Origin of the sequence: Streptomyces atriruber (assembly GCF_001418325.1) — a bacterium.
GTDB classification, from domain to species: domain Bacteria; phylum Actinomycetota; class Actinomycetes; order Streptomycetales; family Streptomycetaceae; genus Streptomyces; species Streptomyces atriruber.
On record NZ_LIPN01000263.1, the window covers coordinates 1 to 21,373 of the forward strand.

Below are 21,373 nucleotides of genomic sequence, written 5' to 3' on the forward strand. Positions count from 1 at the left end.
AGATGTGTATACGCGACAGCCCCACCCCCTGTTCGATCCGCTGATCCGCTGATCTCCCGGTTCGTGAAGAGAGGCAGCGCATGCCGCACGAGAGCCATGACGAGCACCCGGCGCACCCCGCGGACGCCCCCTCGGTGCCCGGCTACGGGCCCGCCCGGGTCCGCGGCTCGCGGCGCAGGCCCCGGAAGAAGGCCCTGCGGTACGTCGCGTGGGGCGCCCTGGGCCTGACCCTGGTCGGTGGCGGAGGCGTCGCCTACGCCTGGCAGCACCTCAACGGCAACATCCAGGGCACGGACGTGAACGCCGCCCTCGGCCGAGACAGGCCCGCCGGGCAGCGGGACGGGTCGATGAACATCCTCCTGCTCGGTTCCGACTCACGGGCAGGGACCCACGGCCGGTACGGCAGCGGTGTGAGCGGTGCCCGGGCCGACACGGCGATGGTTTTGCACGTCGACAAGAGCCACCACAAGGCCTCGGTCGTCAGCATCCCGCGCGACACGATGGTCCAGCGCCCTCGGTGCACGCAGTCCCACGGTGGCGGCGCGGCGGGCGCCCAGCAGGCCATGTTCAACTCGTCGTACCAGGTGGGCGGGCCCGCATGCACCGTGAAGACGGTCGAGAAGATGTCGGGNNATCCAGCTCCAGCAGGCCTTCATCAAGGCCCTGATCCACCGTGCCGACACCGTCGACCCGCTGAGCGACCCGGCCAAGTCCTACGGCCTCGCGGACACCGCGACCAAGACGATCAGCGCCGACTCCGACCTGGCGTCGGCGGACAAGCTGATCGGTCTGGCCAAGGAGCTGAAGGGCATCAGCCCCGACCGCACCGACATGGTGACGATGCCGGTCACCTACGACGCCCAGGACGCGGGCCGGGTGCTGCCGCTCGACAAGGCGTCGCACCGGGTCTGGACCGCCCTGCGCCACGACGAGCCCATACCGAAGTCCGCCACCGAGGAGTCGGTGGGCGACCGGACGGACTCGCCGGTGTCGGCGGGCTAGGTCCTGCTCCTGGGCAGTTGCCTCCCGTTCCTGGGCAAGGTCGGAGAGTGGGCGCCCGAGCGCTGACCCTCGACCTCATGTCGAGGGTCAGAGTTCACTCGATACGGTCTGCAGACCGGCTTCGACAGAATCCGAGCGTTTTCTGTTATCGAGGCGGGCGCAGGGCGTCTCCCCTGTGTCGGAGGAGACAGGCCCCCCACAAAGAGAGTGGACACAGCGTGAGCAGTGAACGCCAAGTCGCGATGATCAGGGCAGCGCAGGACGGGAACCAGCGGGCGCAGGACGCGCTGGTGGCGGAGTACCTGCCGCTGGTCTACAACATCGTCGGACGGGCCCTGAACGGCCATGCGGACGTGGACGACGTGGTGCAGGAGACCATGCTCCGTGTCCTCGGCGGCCTGGACGGTCTCCGCAGCCCGGAGACCTTCCGCAGCTGGCTGGTCGCCATCACCATGAACCAGATACGCGGCCACTGGCGGGAGCGCGCTTCGGGTGCGATTCCCGCCGGTGGTGGCCTCGCCGACGCGTACGACGTGGTGGATCCGGGAGCGGACTTCGTCGATCTGACCATCACCCGGCTCGGGCTCTCCGGGCAGCGCCGCGAGACCGCCGAGGCGACGCGCTGGCTGGACGAGGACGACCGGGCGCTGCTGTCGCTGTGGTGGCTGGAGTCCGCGGGCGAGCTCACGCGGGCGGAGGTCGCCGACGCGCTGGAGCTGTCGCCGCAGCACGCGGCGGTGCGGGTGCAGCGCATGAAGGCCCAGCTGGAGACGGCACGCGTCGTCGTACGCGCCCTGTCGGCCAGCCCTCCGTGCGCGGGCCTTCAGCAGATCACCGCGGGCTGGGACGGGATGCCGTCGGCGCTGTGGCGCAAGCGGCTGGCCCGTCACGCCCGCGACTGCTCGGCCTGCGAGGGGCACTGGTCCAACCTGGTGCCCGCAGAGGGTCTGCTGGTCGGGCTGGGGCTCGTGCCGGTGGGCTCCGCGCTCGCCGGTCTGGTCGTGCCGCCGGACCTCGTCGAGGTCGGCTCGGCCTCCGCGACGTCCGCGCACGGATCCGGGGCTCCGGTCTCGGCTCGGGCGCAGGCCCGCCGTGATCGTGCCAGACGCCGTCGTCGTACGACCGCAGTGGCCGCCGCCGTCGTGGCGCTTGGCGTCGGCGGCGCCGCGGTGCACCTCTTGACGCGCCCGGACTCGGACGACAGCACCCCGTCCACCGCGGCCGCTCCCGCCTCGCCGACCACCCCGTCGGCCTCCAAGAGCGCCTCCCCCTCGGCCTCCCCCAAGCGCTCCTCGTCCCCCAGCGCCAAACCCAGCCCGAGCAAGACGAAGAAGAAGCCGAAGCCCACACCGTCGCCGAGCCGCACCTCGGCCAGGCCGAAGCCGAAGCCGGAGGCGCCGGATCCCGCGCCGCCGAAGCCGAGCGGCACGGCCGAGCAGGTCGTCGCTCTGGTCAACACCGAGCGCTCGAAGGCGGGCTGCGGTCCGGTCACCTCCAACGACAAGCTCGCCACGGCGGCCACGAAGCACTCCGCCGACATGGCGGCCCGCGACTACTTCGACCACACCAGCCCGGACGGCAAGGACCCCGGCGACCGCATCACGGCGGCCGGTTACCGCTGGAGCACGTACGGCGAGAACATCGCCCGCGGTCAGCAGAGTCCGGCCTCGGTGATGGACTCGTGGATGAAGAGCCCCGGCCACCGCGCCAACATCCTCAACTGCGACTTCAAGGAACTGGGCGTGGGCATCCACAACGGCTCCGGGGGCCCGTGGTGGACCCAGGCGTTCGGCACGGCGCTCTGAGCAACTACGGCTCGGTGCCCTGATCCGTGACACTCGGCGAGCGAGGCTCCGTCTTTCGCCGCCGAGTGCTGGTCGCGGGTTGTGCCTGTCCGCGGCCCTTGACAGGCTCACGGCCCATGACTGATGACTTCGCGAAGGACTACCTGCACAGAGACCTGCGAAAGATTCGCGAGGTCATGCTCTGGAAGCTCGACGGGCTCTCTGAATACGACATCCGTCGTCCGCTGACCTCGACAGGTACCAACCTGCTCGGCCTGGTCAAACACTTGTCGCTCTGGGAATCCAGGTACTTCGGCGAGGTCTTCGGTCGACCGTTCCCCGAACCTCTGCCCACGTGGGACGACGCCGGGCAGGGCGCCGACCTGTGGGTGACCGAGTACGAGACGCGCGAGGAGATCATCGCCCGCTACCGTCGCGTATGGGAGCACTCGGACGCGACGATCACCGCCCTCACTCTCGACTCCCCCGGCCACGTGCCGTGGTGGCCACGCCCCGACGTGAAGCTGTTCAACATTCTGATCCATCTGCTCACCGAGACCAGTCGGCACGCCGGACACGCCGACATCCTGCGCGAACAGCTCGACGACTCGACCGGGACAACAGCCGAATACGCGACCGCCCAGCACGACGCAGCCGCGCGGGACGCCCACCGAGCGGCGATCGAGCGAGCTGCCAAAGCAGCCGCAGCAGCCACCGACAAGGATTAGACGGGACCCGTCCTCGATCTGGGCCACGAGCGGGCCGCGGTCCGGCCGAGGATCCTCAGAAGCCAACCGCCTGGCGCCAGCACGATCTGCACTTCACCGGCGCGATCTTTGACGGTGGAGACTTTTCCGGCGCTCAGTTCACGGGCGGCGCGGTCGATTTCGTGTCGGCGAAAAGGTTCGGGTACAACTCCTCCGCAGGGACGAGCGGAGGGAACGGTGCCCTTCGCTACGAGCGCCTGCGTGGCCGGAAGGTTGACCACGTCGTTCCATCCGGCCGAGGGTGGTTCGGAGTCTTAGCGGGGCCCGGACCAGGAGATCTTCCTGGCGCGGTGGAGGTGGACCGCGAGCACCGTGAGGACGGCCGTGCAGCCGCCGAGCGTCATTACCGTCGAGGGAGTGGAATGGTCGATGACGATGCCGCCCGTCAACGCTCCGATGGAGAAGGTGGCCTGGAACGAGGCGGTGAACACGACGGAGGACGCTTCGGGAGAGGTGGGGTTGGCCTTGGCGAACCAGGTCTGTGAGCAGACCGGCACCGCGCCGTAGGCGATGCCCCAGACGATCAACAGGGCCACCGCGCCCAGATCCCACTTGCCGAGCACCGGCAGCAGCAGGGTGACGAAAGCGATCATTGATGCGGCTGCCGCGAAGGTGGCCCGCGGGAACTTGCCCACGGCCGACCCGCCGAGGAAATTGCCCACGATGCCGGCGACTCCGTAGATGAGCAGATAGACCGTGATGAGCCCAGAGCCCACGTGCGTCACCTGCTCGAGGAAGGGGGTGACATAGGTATAGGTGCCGAAGTGGGCGAGAACGATGAGGAACGTGAGCACCAGGGCGAATCGGGTGTTGATGCTGCGGAACATGCCGGTGAGCACGTTCAGGCGGGTCGCGTGCACGGCCGGGAGCGGGGGCACCACCAGAAGCAGCATGCCGAACACGGCGAGGGTGAAGATGCCCATGACGAGGAATGTGGTCCGCCAGCCCGCGATGTCCCCGATGAACGTGCCGAGTGGAACTCCGAGCACGGAGCCGAGGGGAACCGCGGAAAAGATCACCGAGGTGGCGCGGGCCACCTGCTCCGCCGGTACGAGCCGGCCTGCCAGGCCGGCGCCGATGGACCAGAAGCCGCCGATGGTGATGCCGACCAGCACCCGCGAAATCAAGATCATCCAGTAGCTCGAAGCTGCCGCGGCCAGGAAGTTGGCGAGGGCCAGGAGCAGGATGAACGCGCCCAGCATCACCCGGCGGTCGACGCGCGCGGTGGCCACGGTCACTACCGGCGCCGAAATCGCGGCCAGGAAGCCGGGCATGGTCATCATCAGCCCGGCCATTCCGTCCGAGATGGCAAAGCTGGATCCGATCGACGTCAGGAGGCCGATGGGAAGGATTTCGGTGGTGACGATCGAGAAGATCCCCATCATCACCGAGATCACGGCCAGCCACGGGACAAGCGGCGAACGGTGTCCTGCGGCCGGAGCTTCGGCGGAGGAAGTGGTTGCTGTGGACATGTACCCCGTCCCGTGTTGGGCCTCACCTGAATTGTGATCACCAGTCCAGCAGGGAGGGCAGCCAGCTGCTGGCAGGTTCTCGACGCCAACGTTCCCGACCTCAGTGCTGGATTTCCTTGGGGGCGGCGGTGGTGTCCCGGCCGGCGGAGTTGGAGCAGCGGGAGGCTCGCGCTCGGAAGCGGATCTCGGAACTGCAGGGCCAGACAGTGGAGTTGATGGAGGCGCTGCCGCCCGGTTATGCGGACATCGTGGAAGTGCTCGCGAATGCGGCGCATCCGAGGCGTAGGAGGGCTCTCGCGCCTTGGAACCCGTCTCGGAACCTGCTTCGAGGGTTCAGAGACGGGTTCTACAACGCCACGGACTTCCTCACCGCGACGTCGACTGCCCTTGCACAGCAGTCCGGCTCACCCTGCCGCGCCCGACCCCGTGGCCCTGCACCCTCGCTGTGCGCGACAAGCCCGTGAGATCGCCATGGATGAGCTGAGCCGCTTCCTGCCACACCGGGGGCCTCAGCTCCAGCAGAGTCGAGAACGGTGCGGCAAGGTCGTCGATCACGTCGATGGTCTGCTCGCCCCACGCGACCCGGTCGGCCACGGCCCACGGGTGCACGCGCCGATCAAGGAGGTCGGGCCGGGGCACCTGTCGCAGAGCGTGGTGGAGGCACGTCCGGCACTGAGCACACCGGTCCAGTGCCCCCGCGGGCCGGATTGGCCGGTCAGGAACGCGCTGGCGGTCCAGCCGTCCACGACTCTTCGCCCGTCGGCGGCTCGCGGCGGCAGAGGAACACGGAAGCCGGCGTCCGTCGTGAGCTTCTCGTACCAGGAAGCCGCCCACTGGACCTCGTCGTCAGGACTGTCAGCAGGCTTGAACACGACCCGCCGATGAGGACGCTCCGTCCCTGCCAGCGGGACAGCAGAACCCTGCACACCGAAGGGGGCGGGGACGGCGGGGCGGGGACGGCAAGGGCGGCAGAGGCGCGGACCGCATCGCTGCGCAGCTCGGTCACGCCGAGCGTCCTGCCGACATCACTTCGCCCCGCGCACCTCGTTTTCGCCCAACCGCCCCAATCGCCCCAACCGCCCAGCCCCGTAACCGTGCGGCCGCAGGGGTCAGCGCCAGGGGTTGTTGCTGGTGTGGTCGCCGGCGAGCCAGCGCGCGAGGTCGGCGTGTGCCGTGGCGCGCTGCTCAGCATCGATCTTCTCCACGTCGGGGTGATCGACGGCGAACTCAAGGATCAGCCCGTTGGGGTCCGTGAGGTACAGCGAGACGCAGTACCCGTGGTCGATGACGTGGGCGTTCGCCTCCGCATGACCGGCCGCCGCGACGCGCTCGCGCATGGCTTCCTGGGTCTCCGCCTCGACCTTGAAGGCGATGTGGCGTATGGGGGTGGAATTGATCTCGGTCTTGAACTCCTGCTGGTCCTTGGGGTCGGCGAACTGGAAGAAGGCGAGCGCGCTGCCGTCGGCCAGGCCGTAGAGGGTGTGGCTGTAGACACGCTCGGCCCCGGACAGCACCTCGCGCTCGGTCCACGTGGCCACCAGGGGCAGGCCGATCACGTCCTCGTAGAAGCGCCGGTTGGCTTCCTGGTCGTCGGTGATCCAGGCGTGGTGGTGGAGGCGGAGCGGCAGGGTCTGGCTCATCTCGGGTCATCTCCGTTGGTCGGATGGGGTGTTGGGCCCGGCAACCTGGTGGTCGCCGACGCTCCGTCCAGCATGCCGCGCAACGTGATTGAATGTTAAATCACTTCGAGCCATTGTTCGTGCGGGCAGGCCGACCGCATCCACGAGGACCCCGTGGCCAGTCCGCCCGGCGGAGCGACACGGCACCCCAACCCTGGTCGAGACCCATGGTGACCAGCGCCATCAAGCAGTCGGCCTGATTACGGCGATCAGCACACCTCCGAGAGTGGACCCCGTCAGCGCCGCGCAGCGTGCCCCGCCGCCGGACGATCCGGTCGATGACCGGACCAAGGCACCTTGCGGCTTTGTCTACCTGCACGAACAAGGGATGCGAGACAACCGTGCGGCCACTGGAATCTCCAGGGCGCGGCCAAGGGCTCCGGCCGGAACCGCCGCGCGCCGACAAGCGAACGCCGGATCGGCCAACTACCGGCCTCGCTCGCGGTCTACCGACATCGGAAGAGGAGATTCCATGCAAGCCGCACTACGTCGCACCACTGCCGCCGCCTCGCTGATCCTGACGGTGACAGCGCTACCCGTAGCGCTTGCTTCGCCCGCATCGGCGACCAAGGCGCAGTGCGTGAACCATCTGGGGACGAAGGGATACAGGATCGGCAGCGGAGTGAAGGCCGCATGCCGCACGGGGGCGTCCGGGAGCGGGATGTCGCGCCCGGTGCGGTACAGCCTGTGCGTTGCCGGGCTGGAGCGGCTGGGGGTCAGGCCTGGCCACGCATCGAAGGCGTGTACGCACTCGCAGAGGTAACCCTGCAGCGCTCATCACAGGTCGCGGGCCGCAGGCCCTTGCTCTAGTACGCGAAGGGTGCGGCTGCTGATCCGGGGGGCGAGTCGTTCGGTACACCGGTGATTTCGCCGATGTCTGTACGCCTCCAGCAGCGTCACGGTGAGACCGCCAACGAACACGGCGGTCTCCGCCGGGGCGCTCTTCCCTCCCCCTGCACGCTGCCCCGCGTGGTTCCGCCACGACGAGAGGACCCCTCCGTGCAACTGCACGTCTTCTCCCGCCCAGTGGTGCGGGCCTGCCTGGCGGCCGCGGTCGCCACCGCGGGACTTCTCGGTACCGGTCTCGCGCCGGGAGCCCAGGCCGCCGCGGACAACCCGTACGAGCGCGGCCCCGAGCCGACCGTCTCCAGCATCGAGGCGCCGCGCGGCTCCTACGCCGTCTCCCAGACCACCGTCCCCTCGCTCGGCGTGTCCGGGTTCGGCGGCGGCACCGTCTACTACCCGACGTCCACGTCCGACGGCACCTTCGGCGCGGTCGTCATCTCGCCGGGCTTCACCGCCTACCAGTCGAGCATCGCCTGGCTCGGACCGCGGCTCGCCTCGCAGGGCTTCGTGGTCTTCACGATCGACACCCTGACCACCCTCGACCAGCCCGCCAGTCGGGGACGTCAACTGCTGTCCGCACTCGACTACTTGACGAAGGCGAGCTCGGTGCGCGGCCGGGTCGACGCATCCCGGCTCGGCGTGATGGGCCACTCGATGGGCGGCGGTGGCACCCTGGAAGCGGCCAAGAGCCGCACGTCGCTCAAGGCGGCGATTCCGCTGACCGGCTGGAACCTCGACACGACCTGGCCCGAGCTGCGGACGCCGACGCTGGTCGTGGGGGCGGACGGTGACACCGTGGCCCCTGTCGCCGGCCACTCCGAGCCGTTCTACGAGTCGTTGCCGGGCTCCCTCGACAAGGCGTACCTGGAGCTCAACAACGCCACTCACTTCACGCCGAACTCGTCCGACACGACGATCGCGAAGTACAGCATTTCCTGGCTGAAGCGGTTCATCGACAACGACACCCGCTATGAGCAGTTCCTCTGCCCGCTGCCGAGGCCGAGCCTCACGATCGAGGAGTACCGGGGCAACTGCCCGCACACCTCCTGACACTGACGGAGCATCCGGGTTAGCCCCCCCCGGGGGGCGGAATCCGGAGAGTCGTCGTCCGTCGCCGGGGCGCCGGTGGCGGATGACGTGTGTCCGCCACCGGCCCTCTCAGGTTCCTTGCACGGCCACCGGTTGTGCCCGTGCACACCCCGGCGCGGATGCCGCTGGTGGTGTGCCCAGAGCCGCGGACTCGGGGCTTCCAGGCCGTGTTACGCGACAGTAACGTGCGGGCGTGACCCTTACGATGTCCTCCGTAACGAGATCGAGCGCGCTCGGGCCTCCCGAACTCTACGGCCGCCGCGAGGAAATCGCCGCCGTGGAGGCCCTGGTGGGGCGAGTACGGAAGGGCCACGGTGGCGTGGTCGTGCTGGCCGCGCCTCCCGGCCTCGGGCGGACCGCCCTGGTGGAGTATGCGAGGGCCCTCTGCGGCCCGGTCCCGTCCGTACGGCCCACCGCGCCGACCCTGCCGAGGGGGCTTGCGCACGAGGGGCCGCAGCTCGTCTGCCTCGACGACGTCCACCGCTGGGATCCCGCGTCCCGGGCCGCTCTCTCCGCCGGTCTCCGTCACGTGACCGCCGCGACTCCGGTGGCAGTCTTGCTCACTCTCGCCGAACTCCGTCCCGGTGACGCCGAGTTCGCCGGGGCGACGGTGTTCCGCCTGGGACCGCTCGACGACAGCGCGGCCGCCGCCCTGCTCGACCGGCTCACCAGGGGCGCGGCCGACCCCGTCGTCGGCGCCTGGCTGATCCGCGAGGCCATGGGAAACCCACGCCTGCTCACCGCGCTCGTCACGGCCCTCACCCCCGGCCAGCTGACCGGTCGCACCCCGCTGCCCGATCCACTGCCCGGCGGCGAGGACCTCCTCGGCGACTACGCGCTCCGCGTCGACGAACTGCCCGACTCCGCACGCGCGTTGCTGCTGCTCGCCGCCGCGGCCACCGAGCACGAGCCCGACGGAGCGGGCGCAGACCTCGCCCTGGTGTTGCGGGCCGGTGCTGCCCCCTCGGGGCTCGCACCCGCCGAAGCCGCCGGGATCGTCGTCAAGGCGGGCGGCCGGGTCCACTTCACCCACACGCTGCTGCGCCGGGCAGTGCTCCGACGGACCCCGCTCCCCCTCCGCAGAGCCGCCCACCTCCGCCTCGCCCGGGCCTGTCGCGAGCGTCTCCCCCGCCTGATCCAGCTCGCCTGTGCTGCGGACGACCACGACGCGCGGCTCGCCGGATCCCTCACCGCGGCGGCGACCGCGCACCGGCCGCACGCCGAGCGTTCCGCCGCCCTGGCCCGCGCCGCGGCGCTCACCGCCGACGCGGAGTCGCGTACCGACCGGCTCGCCGAGGCCGCCGAAGCGGCCCGGCTGGCCGGGGATCCGGTACGAGCCCGTGCCCTGCTCGCGCGGACCGGAGCCGTCCCCGCACACGGCGGCGTCCATCGGGTGCGCGGGCTGCTCGCCCTCGCCGACGGTCCGGCCGACGATGCCAGGGAGTCCCTGCTCACCGCCGCCGCGCTCCTCCCGCCCGCGCGGGCCCGCCGCGCGCTCATCGGCGCGGCGGAGGCGGCCTGGGCCATGGGTGACGCGGCCGCCTACCGGGAGGCGATGACGCGATTACCCGCGTGCGACGACGACCCGATGCTGGAGGCGTACCGGGCGGGAATGTGCGCGGTCCTCGCGGGCCGCAGCACCGAGGGCCACGCTCTGCTGCGCCGCTGTCTGGACGGGGTGGCCGGGCCGGGTGGGACGAGTGGGACGAGTGAACCTGCCGGACTGCTGCGTGCCGGTGCGGCCGCCCTCGTGGTCGGCGAGGTCGAGACCGCATGCGAGGCCGGGGCGAAGGCGCTCGCGGCCGTACGCACCTACGGGCCCGAGGTCCTGCTGCCGCGCGCCCTGGAACATCTGGCCTACGGCGAGTTGCGCGCGGGACGCCACACCGGCGCCCGGGCACACGCCCTCGAAGGGCTCAGGGCCGCGCGTCGCATCGGGCAGCCCAATGTCGCCGTCTCCCTGCACGCCGTGCTGGCGCTCGCCGCGTCCGTGGCGGGCGATGCCGAATCCTGCGCCTCGCACGCGGCGGCCGCGGCGGCGGGTGCCGGGCCGCACGGTCTGACGCAGGCGGCCACCCTCGCCGTCTGGGCCGTCGCCCGGACGGAGCTGGCCGCGGGGCGCCCTGCCGACGCGGCGGCGCGGCTCGCCCCGCTGGTGGCGCCCGGGCCGCGGCGCGGTCACTTCGCCGTCAGGATGCTGGCCGTTCCCTGCTTCGTGGAAGCGGCCGTCCAAGTGGGGCGAACGGCGGAGGCCCGGCACGCCACCACGGAATTCACCCGTTGGACCGGGGCCACCGCGGACCGGCTCGCGTCGGCCCAACTGGCGCGCTGTCGTGCCCTGTTGTCACCGCCGCAGCAGGCAGCCGCCGCGTACGAGAGCGCGCTCGCCCATCACGATCGACTGCCGGGCGAGTTCGAACGCGGCCGTACGCAGCTCCTGTACGGCCAGTGGCTGCGCCGTCGGCGCCGCACCCGCGAGGCACGCGGTCCGTTGCGTGACGCGTTGGTCTCCTTCGAGCGGTGCGGGGCGCGGGCCTGGGCGGACCGCAGCCGCGCCGAACTGCGCGCCGCGGGCGAGGCGGTCGCGGGCGAGCCGAGCCCCGGGCCGCTGGCCACGCTCACTCCGCAGCAGCAACGCATCGCCCGGCACGTGGCGGAGGGCGCCACCAACCGGGAGGTCGCGACCCGCCTCTCGGTCAGCCACCGCACGGTCGACCATCACCTGCGCAATGTGTTCGCCGCGCTGGGCATACGTTCCCGGGTCGAGCTGTCGCGGCTGCTCGCCGAGGAGGGACGAGCGCCGGGGGTGTCGGGAATGGGCGTCGTCAGCGTCGGATGAGGCCGAGTTGGGTGCCCGTGGCGACGGCGGCCGTGCGGGAATCGACGTCGAGCTTGGCGTAGATGCGGGCCAGGTGGGATTTGACGGTGCCTTCGGTGAGGTGGAGGCGGTCGCCGATGGCCTGGTTGGACAGGCCGTCGGCGACGAGGGCGAGGACTTCGGTCTCGCGCCTGGTCAGCGCGGTGCCGGGCGTGCGCAGGCGGTTCATCAGCCGGTCGGCGACGGTGGCCGCGAGTGTGGTGCGGCCTGCGGCGGCGGTGCGTACGGCGGCAGCCAGTTCTTCGGGCGGGGCGTCCTTGAGGAGGTAGCCGGTGGCACCGGCTTCGATCGCGGGGAGGGTGTCGGCGTCGGTGTCGTACGTGGTGACGATCAGGACGCGCGGCGCCTGCGGGCGGGCGGTGATGGCGGCGGTGGCCTGTGCTCCGTTCATCCCCTTGCCGAACTGCAGGTCCATGAGGACGACGTCGATGTCGCCCTGGGCGGCGCGGGTGACGGCCTCCTCGGCGGTGGCCGACTCGGCCGCGATGGTGATGCCCTCCTCGGTCTCCAGGACGGCGCGCAATCCGGCCCGCACCACGGGGTGGTCGTCGGCCAGGAGCAGACGGATGGGCGTGTCGGTCACGGGCGGGCCTCACGTGCGGAGTCGGGGGCTGGGGCTGGGGCGGAGAGTGGTTGGTTGTGGTCCAGGGGCAGCCGGACGGCCAGGGCCGTGCCGTCGCCGGGAGCCGAGTCGATGGTGAGCGTGCCGCCGAGCGCGTCCACGCGGGCGCGCATCGCCGCCAGTCCGAATCCGCCCGCCTCGGGGTCGGGGGCGGGCAGGCGGTCGGGGTCGAAGCCGCGTCCGTCGTCGACGAGCTCCACGGCTACGTGGTCACCGAGGTAGCGGAGGGTGAGGTCGGCGGTGCGGGCCTCGGCGTGGCGGACGGTGTTGGCCAGGGCTGACTGGGCGATGCGCAGCAGTGCGACCTCGTGGGCGGTCGGCAGCGGTACGGGCTCGCCGGTGCGGCGGAAGCGTGCGGTGACCTGGTGGCGGGTGCTGGTGGTGATGCACAGGCGTTCCAGGGCGTCGGCCAGGGTGGTGCCCTCCAGGGCGGGCGGGGCGAGGGCGACGACGAAGCGGCGGGCCTCGGCGAGGTTGTCCACGGCGGCCTGGCGGGCCTGGTCGACGTAGCGCGCGGCGTTGTCGGGGGCGGCGGGGAGCGCGCGTTCGGCGGCGCGCAGGAGGAGCTGGATGCTGGACAGGCCCTGGGCGAGGGTGTCGTGGATCTCGCGGGCGAGTCGTTCGCGTTCGGCCAGCACTCCCGCGGTGTGCTGTGCGGCGGCGAGATCGGAGCGGGTGGCGGTGAGCTCTTCGATCAGGCGTCTGCGCTGATCGCTCTCCCGGTACAGGGCTTGGTATCCCCACACGACCGCGACGGCGACGGCGGCGCCGAGGCCCGGCCCGATGGCCATGGCCACGTCGAAAGTGCCCTGATGGGCGGCGTACCCGGCAATGGCCGCCACCGCCGTCGCCACCACGGCGGCGAGTCCGGCGCGCCGCGGCAGCAGGTGGAGCTGGAGGAAGTACAGCGGGAACGCCACCCACACCCCGTCGCCCGTCAGGGCAAGCAGCACCAGCCATACCGCGCCCACGGCGGCCAGCCACAGCGCGGCCGCCCGCCGCGAGCGGCGCACGGTCGGCAGCACCGGGCCGACCGCGTAGACCAGGCCGCATGCGGCGGCCGCGGCGATGACCCATCCGGCGTGCGGGCGACCGTCGGCCACGGCCCGGCCCGCGGCCAGCGCGAGCAGCCCGACCACCAGGAGGTGCAGGCACCAGGCCGATGCCCGAGTGGTGGGCGTCACGGCTGGAGCGGCTGAAGTGGTCGGGACGGTCGGAGCGGTCGGAGCGGTCGAGGAAGCGGGGCCGGTGGTGTTCACAGTCCTCCCAGCGTAAGGAGAACCGCCGCGCGAAGCCTCCATCGAAAGTTAGAACTCGCGTGCCGCCTTTGGATGCGCCGATTGCTGTCCTGCGCCAGATGCCCGTTCAGAGGGCCGGGGACCACGGTGGAGACACACAAATTCACCGATTGATTCCGCCCATGAATTCCACCCCTCAAAGACCTGAAAGAGCGGGCCCAAGCCGTGTTCGTCGCCTGGAGAGACCTGAAGTTCGCCAAAGGGCGCTTCGCCCTGATGGGCACCGTGATCGTGCTCATCACCCTGCTGGTCGGGCTGCTATCCGGGCTGACCGCCGGGCTGGGGCGGCAGAACATTTCGGCGATCACCGGACTGCCCGCGGACCGGATCGCCTTCAATGCTTCCGACGGCGGTGAGGAATTGTCGTACGCCGATTCCACCGTCACCGAGCGGCAATGGCAGCGGTGGGCCGAGGCGCCGGGCGTCAGCAGCGCCGAACCGCTGGGCATCACCACGACCAAGGCGACCGCAGGAAACAAGAGCGTCGCCGTATCCGCTTTCGGTGTCCGGCCCGGCTCGGCGCTCGCCCCGGACAGCGGCAGGATCGGCGAGGGCGCCGTGGTCCTGTCGACCGATGCAGCCGACCACCTCGGTGTGGCCGCGGGCAACACCATCGCCTTGGGCGGACAGCAGCTGACCGTGGCCGCGGTGCGCGGTGACGCCTCCTTCAGCCACACCCCCGTCGTGTGGACGAGCCTCGACACCTGGCGCAGGACGGCACCCCCCGCCGACGGGAACGGCCGTCGGCCGACCGCGACCGTCATCGCCCTCGGCACCACCTCCGGCTCCGACATCGAGGGCACCGATCACGCCGCGGGTACCAAGACGGTCTCCAAGGACGACTCGCTCTCCGCGATCGGCTCCTACACCTCGGAGAACGGCTCCCTGCAGCTGATGCGCGGCTTCCTGTTCGCCATCTCGGCCCTCGTCATCGGCGCCTTCTTCACGGTGTGGACCATCCAGCGCAGCGGCGACATCGCCGTCCTCAAGGCGCTGGGCGCCTCCACCGCCACCCTGCTCAAGGACGCGCTGGGCCAGGCAGTCGTCCTGCTGGCCGGGGGAACCGTGATCGGCACCGGCATCGCCGCCGGAATCGGGGCCCTCGTCGCCGGCTCCGCGGTGCCGTTCCTCCTCACCCCCGCCACCGTCGTCGTCCCGGCCGCCGTGATGATCGCGCTCGGCGCGCTCGGGGCCGTGCTGTCCGTCCGCCGCATCACGTCCGTCGACCCGCTGACCGCGCTGGGGAGCGTCCGATGAGTCTCCACCTGACCGACATCACCCTCACCTACCCCGACGGCGACACCCGTCTGACCGCCCTCGACCACGTCACCCTGGACGTGCCCAAGGGCAGCCTGACCGCCGTCCTCGGCCCCTCCGGTTCCGGCAAGTCCAGCCTCCTCGCGGTCGCCGCCACGCTCATCACCCCCGACACCGGCACCGTCACCATCGACGGCACGCCCACCACCGGCCTGCCCCGAGGCGAGCTCACCGCCCTGCGCCGCCACAAGATCGGCATCGTCTTCCAGCAGCCCAACCTGCTGCCGTCCCTCACCGCTGCCGAGCAGTTGCAGGTCATGGCGGAGATAGACGGCCGCAAGGCACGTACGGCCCGGCGTCGAGCCGCCGAGCTGCTCGACGCCGTCGGACTCGCCGACCAGGCCGGACGCCGCCCTCATCAACTCTCCGGCGGCCAGCGCCAGCGCATCAACATCGCCCGCGCCCTGATGAACGACCCCACGGTGCTTCTGGTCGACGAGCCCACCAGCGCCCTCGACCACGAACGCGGCGCCGCCGTCATCGACCTGCTCACCCGCCTCACCCGCCAACAGGCCACCGCGACGGTCCTGGTGACCCACGACCGCACCCACCTCACCGCGGTCGACCAGATGGTCGAGGTCCGTGACGGGCGCGTGCGGCACACGCCCTGATGATGCCGTCGCCCTGCCGATTCGTTTGGATCAGCGTGCGGACCACGGGAAAATGCTCGCGATGTGGAGTCCGGGCATACGCGAAGAGATGAAGCAATGACATTGCGTTCCGATGTAGCGGAGTTGCTGGCGGGGGCAGGCATCCTCGACGTGGACGTCGACGCCGCCATGGTGGACGGGCACGTCCGATCGGCCGCGTACCAACGCGTTGTCAAGGTGACCGCTTCCTCCCGCAGCCGCGACCGGGACCGCACCGTTGTGACCACGATCCTGCGCGACCCCGACGAGATGGCGTCCAAGACGGCGGTGGTCGCCCTCGTGGACAGCATCGCGATGAAGGCGAGCGGACCCGCCGGGTTCCGACTGTGGTCGGCCGAACTGCTGCCGGAGATCGACCGGCTCAAGACCGAGGCGTTCCGCGAGTTCATCCGCGGCCGCGTCCGGGACTGGCTGTTCTACCTGTCCATCGAGGACGGTCACGTGCCGACACCGGCCGAGTTGGCGGAGGTCACGTACTGGATGCAGCGCCTGCTCGCCGAGGTGTCGGCGTCGCCTGCGGTACTCGCCCTGCTCGCCGAGTCGGGCCGCGCCAAGAAGATTCGGAACATCGCGAAGGACCGGGCCGGAAACCGCAAGCTGAGCACGCCATGAGTCGGCTGTTGCCGTTCAGCCCTTGTCGTTCAGCGCGGTGGTGAACGCCTCGATCGTGCGACGGCGCCCGGTGAGGAAGGCGAGCCAGCTGCCGTCCGCGTAGTGGAGCCGGAAACGGGCCATGAGCTGGAGGCGGGGTCGGCGCTCCACGTGGGAGGCCCAGGTGCGGGGGATCTCCCAGACGGGGGTGCCGTCCATGTGGCGCACGAGGCCGACCCGCTGGTCCGTCACGCGCATCAGCAGCGCGCCGGTCGTGGGCGGCATGGCCGCGGCGATGCTCTGTGCATCACCGGACTGGGCGCCGTATCGGTGCATCAGGTGGTCGCCGAGCATTCCGCCGGCCTTGCCGTGCTTGATCTTGATGCCCTCGGCACTCTTCACCGGAACGACGATCCCGTAGGCGAGGAGCTGCTCACCCGGCGCCAACTGGCTTTCGGCAGACTGCTGCTGAATGGATATGACTTCCGGCATGGCGCTGTTCCCCGTGATCGTTTTCGGCTCCGACGGAGGATCGTATCGACCGGCCGTGTCGCGGCGGACGGCGGCCTGTGCCGCGCCCTCCGCAGAGCGGTCCACCCGGCCGAACCGTCGGCCGGGCTGCCTCGATCTCCACCCGCCCCGGTGCGAAACTGACGCGGTGACGCACACCGAACGGCAGACAGAGCTGCGCCTGGAGCGGGCCATCCTGGACCTGCTGGATCGTCGTGGCCCGGCTGCCACGATCTGCCCCTCGGACGCCGCGCGTGCGGTCTACGAAGGAGATGACGACGGCTGGCGCGCGCTCATGGAGCCCGCCCGCCGCGCGGCGCGGCACCTGGTGGCGGCCGGTGAGGTGGACATCACCCAGGCCGGTCGGCCCGTCGACCCGGCTGAGGCCCGCGGTCCGATCCGCATCCGCCGTACCCGCTGACCCACTCCCCCTACGTGACCGCCTCAGTCGTCTCGGTCGCCTCAGCCGTCGTAGCGGGTCCGCCGCCGACCCGCGCCCGTTCACATGTCGTTCAGGGCACAACCATCAGCCGTTTCCGCATGTCTCTCAGGTGAATCGCATCCGCGCGCACGCGTCTCGACCTCGTGCTCGCCCAAGGAGGAACCGTGGGCATCCGCCGACCCGCCCTATCGACCGCCGTAGCCGCCGCCCTGATCGGTTCGCTCGGCGTGCCGCTCGTCGCGGGCACCGCATCCGCGCGGGGCGCCGCCGCCACCGTGCGCGAGGACTTCGACGGCGACGGCTATCAGGACGTCGCCGTCGCCGCCCCGGGCGCGACCGTCGGCGGCCATGCCTGGGCCGGTTACGTCACGGTCAGCTACGGCTCCGCGCACGGCCTCGACCCCGAGCGCACCACCGTCATCGACCAGGACACCCCCGGCGTGCCCGGCGTCTCCGGCGACGACCAGGCATTCGGCTACGCGATGATCGCCCGCGATCTCGACGGCGACGGCCTGACCGACCTGGCGGTGACCGTCCGCGGCCATCGACCGGAGAACAACGTCAGCGGATCGGTGATCGTCCTGTGGGGCCGGAAGGACGGCATCTCCGGCCGGGGCGCCGTGCGCGTCGCCGCACCGGCGAACGCCCAGGTCGGCGAGGACATCACCGCGGGCGACTTCAACGGCGACGGGCACGCGGACGTGTTCATGAGCAATGGCGAGGACCGCGACTACCACGACGTGCTCTACGGCCCCTTCACGCGTGACGGAGCTCCCGCCCGTGAGCAGCAGGTGAAGGTGTACAGCACGGACAACTTCATCAACTCGACCGCCGCGGGCGACTTCAACGGCGACGGCATCGAGGACCTCGCGACGTTCTACGTCTACGAGAACCACGCCGAGGGCGGCAAGCTGTGGCTCGGCACCGAGAACGGCCTGTCCACCGTTCCGCAGCGCCTGGCCTCCTCGTCCGGCACCGCCGTTGCCGATTTCGACCAGGACGGCCACGCCGACCTCGCCACCCGGATCTTCCCCAACGGCGACACCGAGGGCACCGAGGAGGACCCCGGGACCGTCAAGATCTACTACGGTTCATCGTCCGGCCCCGGCCAGTCCCGTACGCAGACGATCACGCAGAACACCGCGGGCGTGCCCGGGGCGAGCGAGCAGGGCGACCAGTTCGGCGGACGGCTGAGCGCGGGCGACGCGAACGGCGACGGATACCCGGACCTGGCCGTCGGCGTCCCCGGTGAGGCGATCGGCACGAAGAAGAAGGCAGGCGCGGTCGTGCTGCTCAAGGGCGGCCGGGGCGGTCTCACCGGCCAGGGCGCGCAGGCGTTCCACCAGGACACGGCGGGCGTGCCGGGTGTCGCGGAGTCCGGTGACGTGTTCGGCGGGTCGGTGCGGCTCATCGACGTCACCGGTGACGGCAAGGCGGACCTGGTCGCGGGTGCCCCGGGCGAGAACCTGGGTTCCGTCGTGAACGGCGGCGCGGTGTGGCTGCTGCGGGGCGCCACCGGCGGTCTGACGGCCTCGAAGTCGGTCGCGGAGAACCCGACGGACATCGGGGCACCGGCGGCGAAGGCGCTGTTCGGCGAGAACCTGAGCGGGGACAACGGCACCGGAGTGGTGATCCCCTAGGGCCTGTCCGGCGGCGGCCACCACCGCTGCGGCCGCGGTGGTGGTGGCCGCGACAGTGGCTGCTGCTGCCGCGGGACAGGTCAGGAGCGTGCTCGCCGCGCGTGGCGGGCGGTGCCGTCCGGGTCCGGGTCCACCCGCTGGATGCGCGCACGCTCCACGACCTTCGGTCCCACCTCGGCGGCCTTGCGTACCAGCGCGCGCCCGTCCCAGTCGGTGGGCCAGCCGTGCCACAGCCGCAGCTTGCCGTCCACGAAGACCGCGCTGATCTGGTCGCGGTCGGCCAGCCGGACCAGTTCCCACGACAGGTCGTAGGACGGGGTGAGTTCGGGCACTTGGAGGTCGACGAGCAAGAAGTCGGCGGCCTTGCCGACCGCGATCTCGCCCGTCACCTTGCCGAGCCCGACGGCGTCGGCGCTCAGGGCGGTGGCATGGGTGAGCCACGTGCGGCCCGCGCCGCACGAGGAGTCGCCGGAGTTCATGCCGTACGTCAGGCGCTGCGCGCTCTCCGCGGCGTCGACCAGGCGGAAGCCGCCGCCGCGGGTGCCGTCGGTGCCGGTGCCGAAGCGGATGCCCATGGCCTGCCACATCAGGGCGTGAGCCACGGCGTTGCCCTTCCAGGCACTGGCCACCGGGTTGTAGCTGACCGCGGCGCCGGTGTCGGCGAGCATGCGCATCTCGTCGGGGGTGAGCAGGGTGGCGTGGGAGCCGAGGGTGTGCGCGTTGAGGGCGCCGATGTGGTGCAGGTGGGACACCGGGCGGCGGCCCACGCTCTTGAGCGAGCGTTCGACGGAGGCCAGGTGTTCGTTGACGTGGACCTGGAGGACCGCGTCGGCCTCCGCGCACAGGTCGGCGGTCTTCTTGAGCACCTCGGCGGTGGCGTCCTCGGGGACGGGTATCGCCAGCGAGGGGTGGATCAGCCGCGAGCTCCGGAAGCGCTCCAGGTGTTCCTTGCCGCCCTTGCCGTCGGAGACGACCTTCGACAGCACGCAACGCAGCCCGACCTCTTCGGCGGCCTCGGCGATGACACCCACGTCGACGGGGGCGCGGGTGCCCGCGTCGGCGGCGGTCGTGAATCCGCCGCGCAGCGCCTCCAGGGCCGCGAGCTTCGCCGAGAGGTGGGCGGTCTCCTCGTCCAGAGCGTGTTCCAGCGGCTCCCAGACGGTCTTGAAGATCTCCGAAGGCTGCCCGAACGCCTGGGCCTTGCCGAAGCTCTGTGTCAGATGGTGGTGGGCGTCCACGAAGCCCGGCATGAGCAGGTGGCCCTTCAGCCGCACCTTGTGGGCGTCCCGGTGCGCCCGGGCGAGTTCGCCGACCGGCCCGACGGCCCGGAAGGTGCCGTCCTGGACGAGTACGGCGCGGTCCTTGACCGGGCCCTCGGGCAGCAGGACGACGTCCGGTACGAGCAGGAGGCGCCGGGCGCGGAAGTCCTTCGGGCCGAAGGCGCCCTGGCCGTCGTGTCCGTCGTGTCCGGTGGCGGCAGCGGGTACCGCGGCTGCCGGTGCCGTCCCGGCGGCGCCGAGCAGGGCGCCGGTTCCGGCCAACCCGGCCCCGACGACGAAGCTGCGACGCCCCACGCCGCGTCCCCCGCCGTCCGCGCGGCCCGCGTCCGGCCGTACGTCCCCCGCCGTCTCCATGCCCCCGTCCCCGTCCCGGCCCTCGTCCTGTCCGCCGATGTCGTGCCCCTCGCCTTCGTCCTCGCCCGACGATCCGTCCAGCCACACCTGCCGCACCACCGCACGCTCCTTTGCGTTCGCACAGGGAAGGCCCGGCCACGCGGGGCGGCCGAGCCGGAGGCGCCGACCCTAAGCGAGTCCGGAGGGCGGAACAAGGGTTTCGACAGCCGGAAATGGAGGACGGGGTTCGGCGGACAGGCCAACCGACCCCACCCCTCGACACCGTCCCGACGGCCGGGGTGGCGCAACAGGTCCGCGCTCCCCGCCGAACCGCACGTCACAGCCGTCGTCCCAGGTCAGCTCAGGTGGCGTAACGTGCCGGAAACGTTGGCGACCTAGGTTTGACGGATGCCGCACGGGCACGGACCGGTTCCAACGCGGTCCGTCCCGGCCGGACTTGCTCGACCACGGCCGGACACGCTTCACCACGGCCGGACACGGCCGGACACAGGCGGCGGTGTACGGGCAGGCTCTTCTCCCGGCCCACCGAGCAAAGACATACGTACGGGTCCCGTCCGCCCCCCCCGGCCCCGACGTCCAGCGGAGGTCCCATGAACGACGCCTCACCCACCGAGCCCGCACCTCCGGCCGACTCCGTGGATCCGGGTGGACCGTGTGCGCACGGTCCGGCACCGCGGAGTCGGCGGCGGACCCGCGCCGACCGGGCCCGGCAGGTCGCCGAGGTGCTGCGCCGTCAGATCGCCTCCGGGGCCTTCGCCTCGGGCCTGCTGCCGGACGAGCGGACACTGATCGCCGACTTCGCGGTGTCGCGCAACACCGTCCGCGAGGCGCTGGGCGTGCTGCGCGACGAAGGCGTGGTCGAGCGGCGCCAGGGCGTGGGCACGGTAATCGTACGGCGGCCCTACGAACACACCTTGGAGCAGCTGACCGGCCTCGCCGAAACGCTCGGTACGCACGGCGAGGTGATCAATCAGGTGCGCGTCGCGGACGTGGTGCGGCCGCCCGGCGAGGTGGCGCGCAAGCTGCACGTCCCCGACGGCGGGCACGTGGTCCACATCGAACGGCTTCGGCTGCTGGACGGTGTGCCGCTGTCCCTCGACCTGACCTACCTGGCCGCGGACATCGGGGAACCGCTGCTCGCCGCCGACCTGG

The 21,373-nt window shown here is 71.3% G+C and carries 18 protein-coding genes; 12 read left to right on the plus strand and 6 right to left on the minus strand.

Translation table 11 applies throughout. The features are described 5' to 3' along the window. Positions 1 to 80 precede the first annotated feature (80 nt). From AOK03_RS44270 to AOK03_RS26055, 3 genes are all read left to right on the plus strand, one after another. On the plus strand, positions 81 to 631 hold a 551-nt coding region (locus AOK03_RS44270), incomplete at its 3' end, for an LCP family protein (RefSeq protein WP_244177752.1). Between the two features lie 589 nt (positions 632 to 1,220). Next, positions 1,221 to 2,807 (plus strand): sigma-70 family RNA polymerase sigma factor, encoded by a 1,587-nt coding sequence (locus tag AOK03_RS26050; RefSeq protein WP_425264410.1) that lies wholly within the window; start codon positions 1,221 to 1,223, stop codon positions 2,805 to 2,807. Positions 2,808 to 2,923: 116 nt separating this feature from the next. Continuing rightward, positions 2,924 to 3,514, plus strand: a complete 591-nt coding sequence (locus AOK03_RS26055) for a DinB family protein (protein WP_055567783.1) — start codon at positions 2,924 to 2,926, stop codon at positions 3,512 to 3,514. A 293-nt stretch (positions 3,515 to 3,807) separates the two neighbouring features. Here the strand turns inward: AOK03_RS26055 and AOK03_RS26060 are convergent, their stop codons facing one another. Beyond that, entirely contained in the window at positions 3,808 to 4,938 is a 1,131-nt protein-coding gene (locus AOK03_RS26060; protein WP_244177753.1) for an MFS transporter, read from the minus strand. Here AOK03_RS26060 and AOK03_RS44275 point away from each other — a divergent pair. After that, positions 4,826 to 5,062: a hypothetical protein gene (locus AOK03_RS44275; protein ID WP_244177754.1), complete on the plus strand. Its 237-nt coding sequence runs from the start codon at positions 4,826 to 4,828 to the stop codon at positions 5,060 to 5,062. The genes AOK03_RS26060 and AOK03_RS44275 overlap by 113 nt on opposite strands. A 1,072-nt stretch (positions 5,063 to 6,134) precedes the next feature. Here AOK03_RS44275 and AOK03_RS26070 read toward each other — a convergent pair. Beyond that, on the minus strand, positions 6,135 to 6,665 hold the full coding sequence (locus AOK03_RS26070; protein WP_055567785.1) for a VOC family protein: 531 nt from the start codon (positions 6,663 to 6,665) through the stop codon (positions 6,135 to 6,137). Between the two features lie 1,038 nt (positions 6,666 to 7,703). Here AOK03_RS26070 and bdeA point away from each other — a divergent pair. Next, positions 7,704 to 8,600: a bis(hydroxyethyl) terephthalate hydrolase gene (gene bdeA / locus AOK03_RS26075; protein WP_055567786.1), complete on the plus strand. Its 897-nt coding sequence runs from the start codon at positions 7,704 to 7,706 to the stop codon at positions 8,598 to 8,600. A 244-nt stretch (positions 8,601 to 8,844) separates the two neighbouring features. Then, complete coding sequence (locus AOK03_RS26080) at positions 8,845 to 11,478, plus strand: LuxR C-terminal-related transcriptional regulator (protein ID WP_055567787.1); 2,634 nt, start codon at positions 8,845 to 8,847, stop codon at positions 11,476 to 11,478. On the opposite strand, the gene AOK03_RS26085 is transcribed toward AOK03_RS26080, so the two are convergent. Continuing rightward, a complete protein-coding gene (locus AOK03_RS26085) occupies positions 11,465 to 12,100 on the minus strand; it encodes a response regulator (RefSeq protein ID WP_055567788.1) in 636 nt (211 codons plus the stop codon). The genes AOK03_RS26080 and AOK03_RS26085 overlap by 14 nt on opposite strands. Next, complete coding sequence (locus AOK03_RS26090) at positions 12,097 to 13,323, minus strand: sensor histidine kinase (RefSeq protein WP_055567789.1); 1,227 nt, start codon at positions 13,321 to 13,323, stop codon at positions 12,097 to 12,099. The genes AOK03_RS26085 and AOK03_RS26090 overlap by 4 nt, the downstream gene beginning before the upstream one ends. 279 nt (positions 13,324 to 13,602) lie before the next feature. On the opposite strand from AOK03_RS26090, the gene AOK03_RS26095 reads away from it, so the two are divergent. From AOK03_RS26095 to AOK03_RS26105, 3 genes are all read left to right on the plus strand, one after another. Next, the gene (locus AOK03_RS26095) at positions 13,603 to 14,694 is read left to right on the plus strand and encodes an ABC transporter permease (RefSeq protein WP_055567790.1); all 1,092 of its coding nucleotides are present in this window, start codon (positions 13,603 to 13,605) and stop codon (positions 14,692 to 14,694) included. Next, positions 14,691 to 15,365, plus strand: a complete 675-nt coding sequence (locus AOK03_RS26100; protein WP_055567791.1) for an ABC transporter ATP-binding protein — start codon at positions 14,691 to 14,693, stop codon at positions 15,363 to 15,365. Before AOK03_RS26095 ends, AOK03_RS26100 begins: the two co-directional genes overlap by 4 nt. A 96-nt stretch (positions 15,366 to 15,461) precedes the next feature. After that, complete coding sequence (locus AOK03_RS26105; RefSeq protein WP_055567792.1) at positions 15,462 to 16,016, plus strand: hypothetical protein; 555 nt, start codon at positions 15,462 to 15,464, stop codon at positions 16,014 to 16,016. Between the two features lie 15 nt (positions 16,017 to 16,031). Here AOK03_RS26105 and AOK03_RS26110 read toward each other — a convergent pair whose 3' ends face one another. Continuing rightward, a complete protein-coding gene (locus tag AOK03_RS26110) occupies positions 16,032 to 16,487 on the minus strand; it encodes a hypothetical protein (RefSeq protein WP_157869087.1) in 456 nt (151 codons plus the stop codon). Between the two features lie 166 nt (positions 16,488 to 16,653). Between AOK03_RS26110 and AOK03_RS26115 the strand changes: the two genes are divergently transcribed. Together AOK03_RS26115 and AOK03_RS26120 are read left to right on the plus strand one after the other, a co-directional pair. Continuing rightward, the gene (locus tag AOK03_RS26115) at positions 16,654 to 16,926 is read left to right on the plus strand and encodes a DUF3253 domain-containing protein (protein WP_055567794.1); all 273 of its coding nucleotides are present in this window, start codon (positions 16,654 to 16,656) and stop codon (positions 16,924 to 16,926) included. A 185-nt stretch (positions 16,927 to 17,111) separates the two neighbouring features. Beyond that, the gene (locus tag AOK03_RS26120) at positions 17,112 to 18,587 is read left to right on the plus strand and encodes an FG-GAP-like repeat-containing protein (protein WP_055567795.1); all 1,476 of its coding nucleotides are present in this window, start codon (positions 17,112 to 17,114) and stop codon (positions 18,585 to 18,587) included. A gap of 80 nt (positions 18,588 to 18,667) precedes the next feature. Here AOK03_RS26120 and AOK03_RS26125 read toward each other — a convergent pair whose 3' ends face one another. Next, positions 18,668 to 20,320, minus strand: coding sequence for an amidohydrolase family protein (locus AOK03_RS26125; protein WP_425264411.1), 1,653 nt, complete (start codon positions 20,318 to 20,320; stop codon positions 18,668 to 18,670). A 491-nt stretch (positions 20,321 to 20,811) separates the two neighbouring features. Here AOK03_RS26125 and AOK03_RS26130 point away from each other — a divergent pair. Next, on the plus strand, positions 20,812 to 21,373 hold a 562-nt coding region (locus AOK03_RS26130; protein ID WP_107098113.1), incomplete at its 3' end, for a GntR family transcriptional regulator.

Bases quoted from the DNA above. Each gene is read 5' to 3' on its own strand.
- AOK03_RS26055 (WP_055567783.1), top strand. From the start codon at position 2,924: ATGACTGATGACTTCGCGAAGGACTACCTGCACAGAGACCTGCGAAAG.
- AOK03_RS44275 (WP_244177754.1), top strand. From the start codon at position 4,826: ATGGTCATCATCAGCCCGGCCATTCCGTCCGAGATGGCAAAGCTGGAT.
- AOK03_RS26060 (WP_244177753.1), bottom strand. From the start codon at position 4,938: ATGATGGGGATCTTCTCGATCGTCACCACCGAAATCCTTCCCATCGGC.
- AOK03_RS26070 (WP_055567785.1), bottom strand. From the start codon at position 6,665: ATGAGCCAGACCCTGCCGCTCCGCCTCCACCACCACGCCTGGATCACC.
- AOK03_RS26080 (WP_055567787.1), top strand. From the start codon at position 8,845: ATGTCCTCCGTAACGAGATCGAGCGCGCTCGGGCCTCCCGAACTCTAC.
- AOK03_RS26100 (WP_055567791.1), top strand. From the start codon at position 14,691: ATGAGTCTCCACCTGACCGACATCACCCTCACCTACCCCGACGGCGAC.
- AOK03_RS26105 (WP_055567792.1), top strand. From the start codon at position 15,462: ATGACATTGCGTTCCGATGTAGCGGAGTTGCTGGCGGGGGCAGGCATC.
- AOK03_RS26110 (WP_157869087.1), bottom strand. From the start codon at position 16,487: ATGCCGGAAGTCATATCCATTCAGCAGCAGTCTGCCGAAAGCCAGTTG.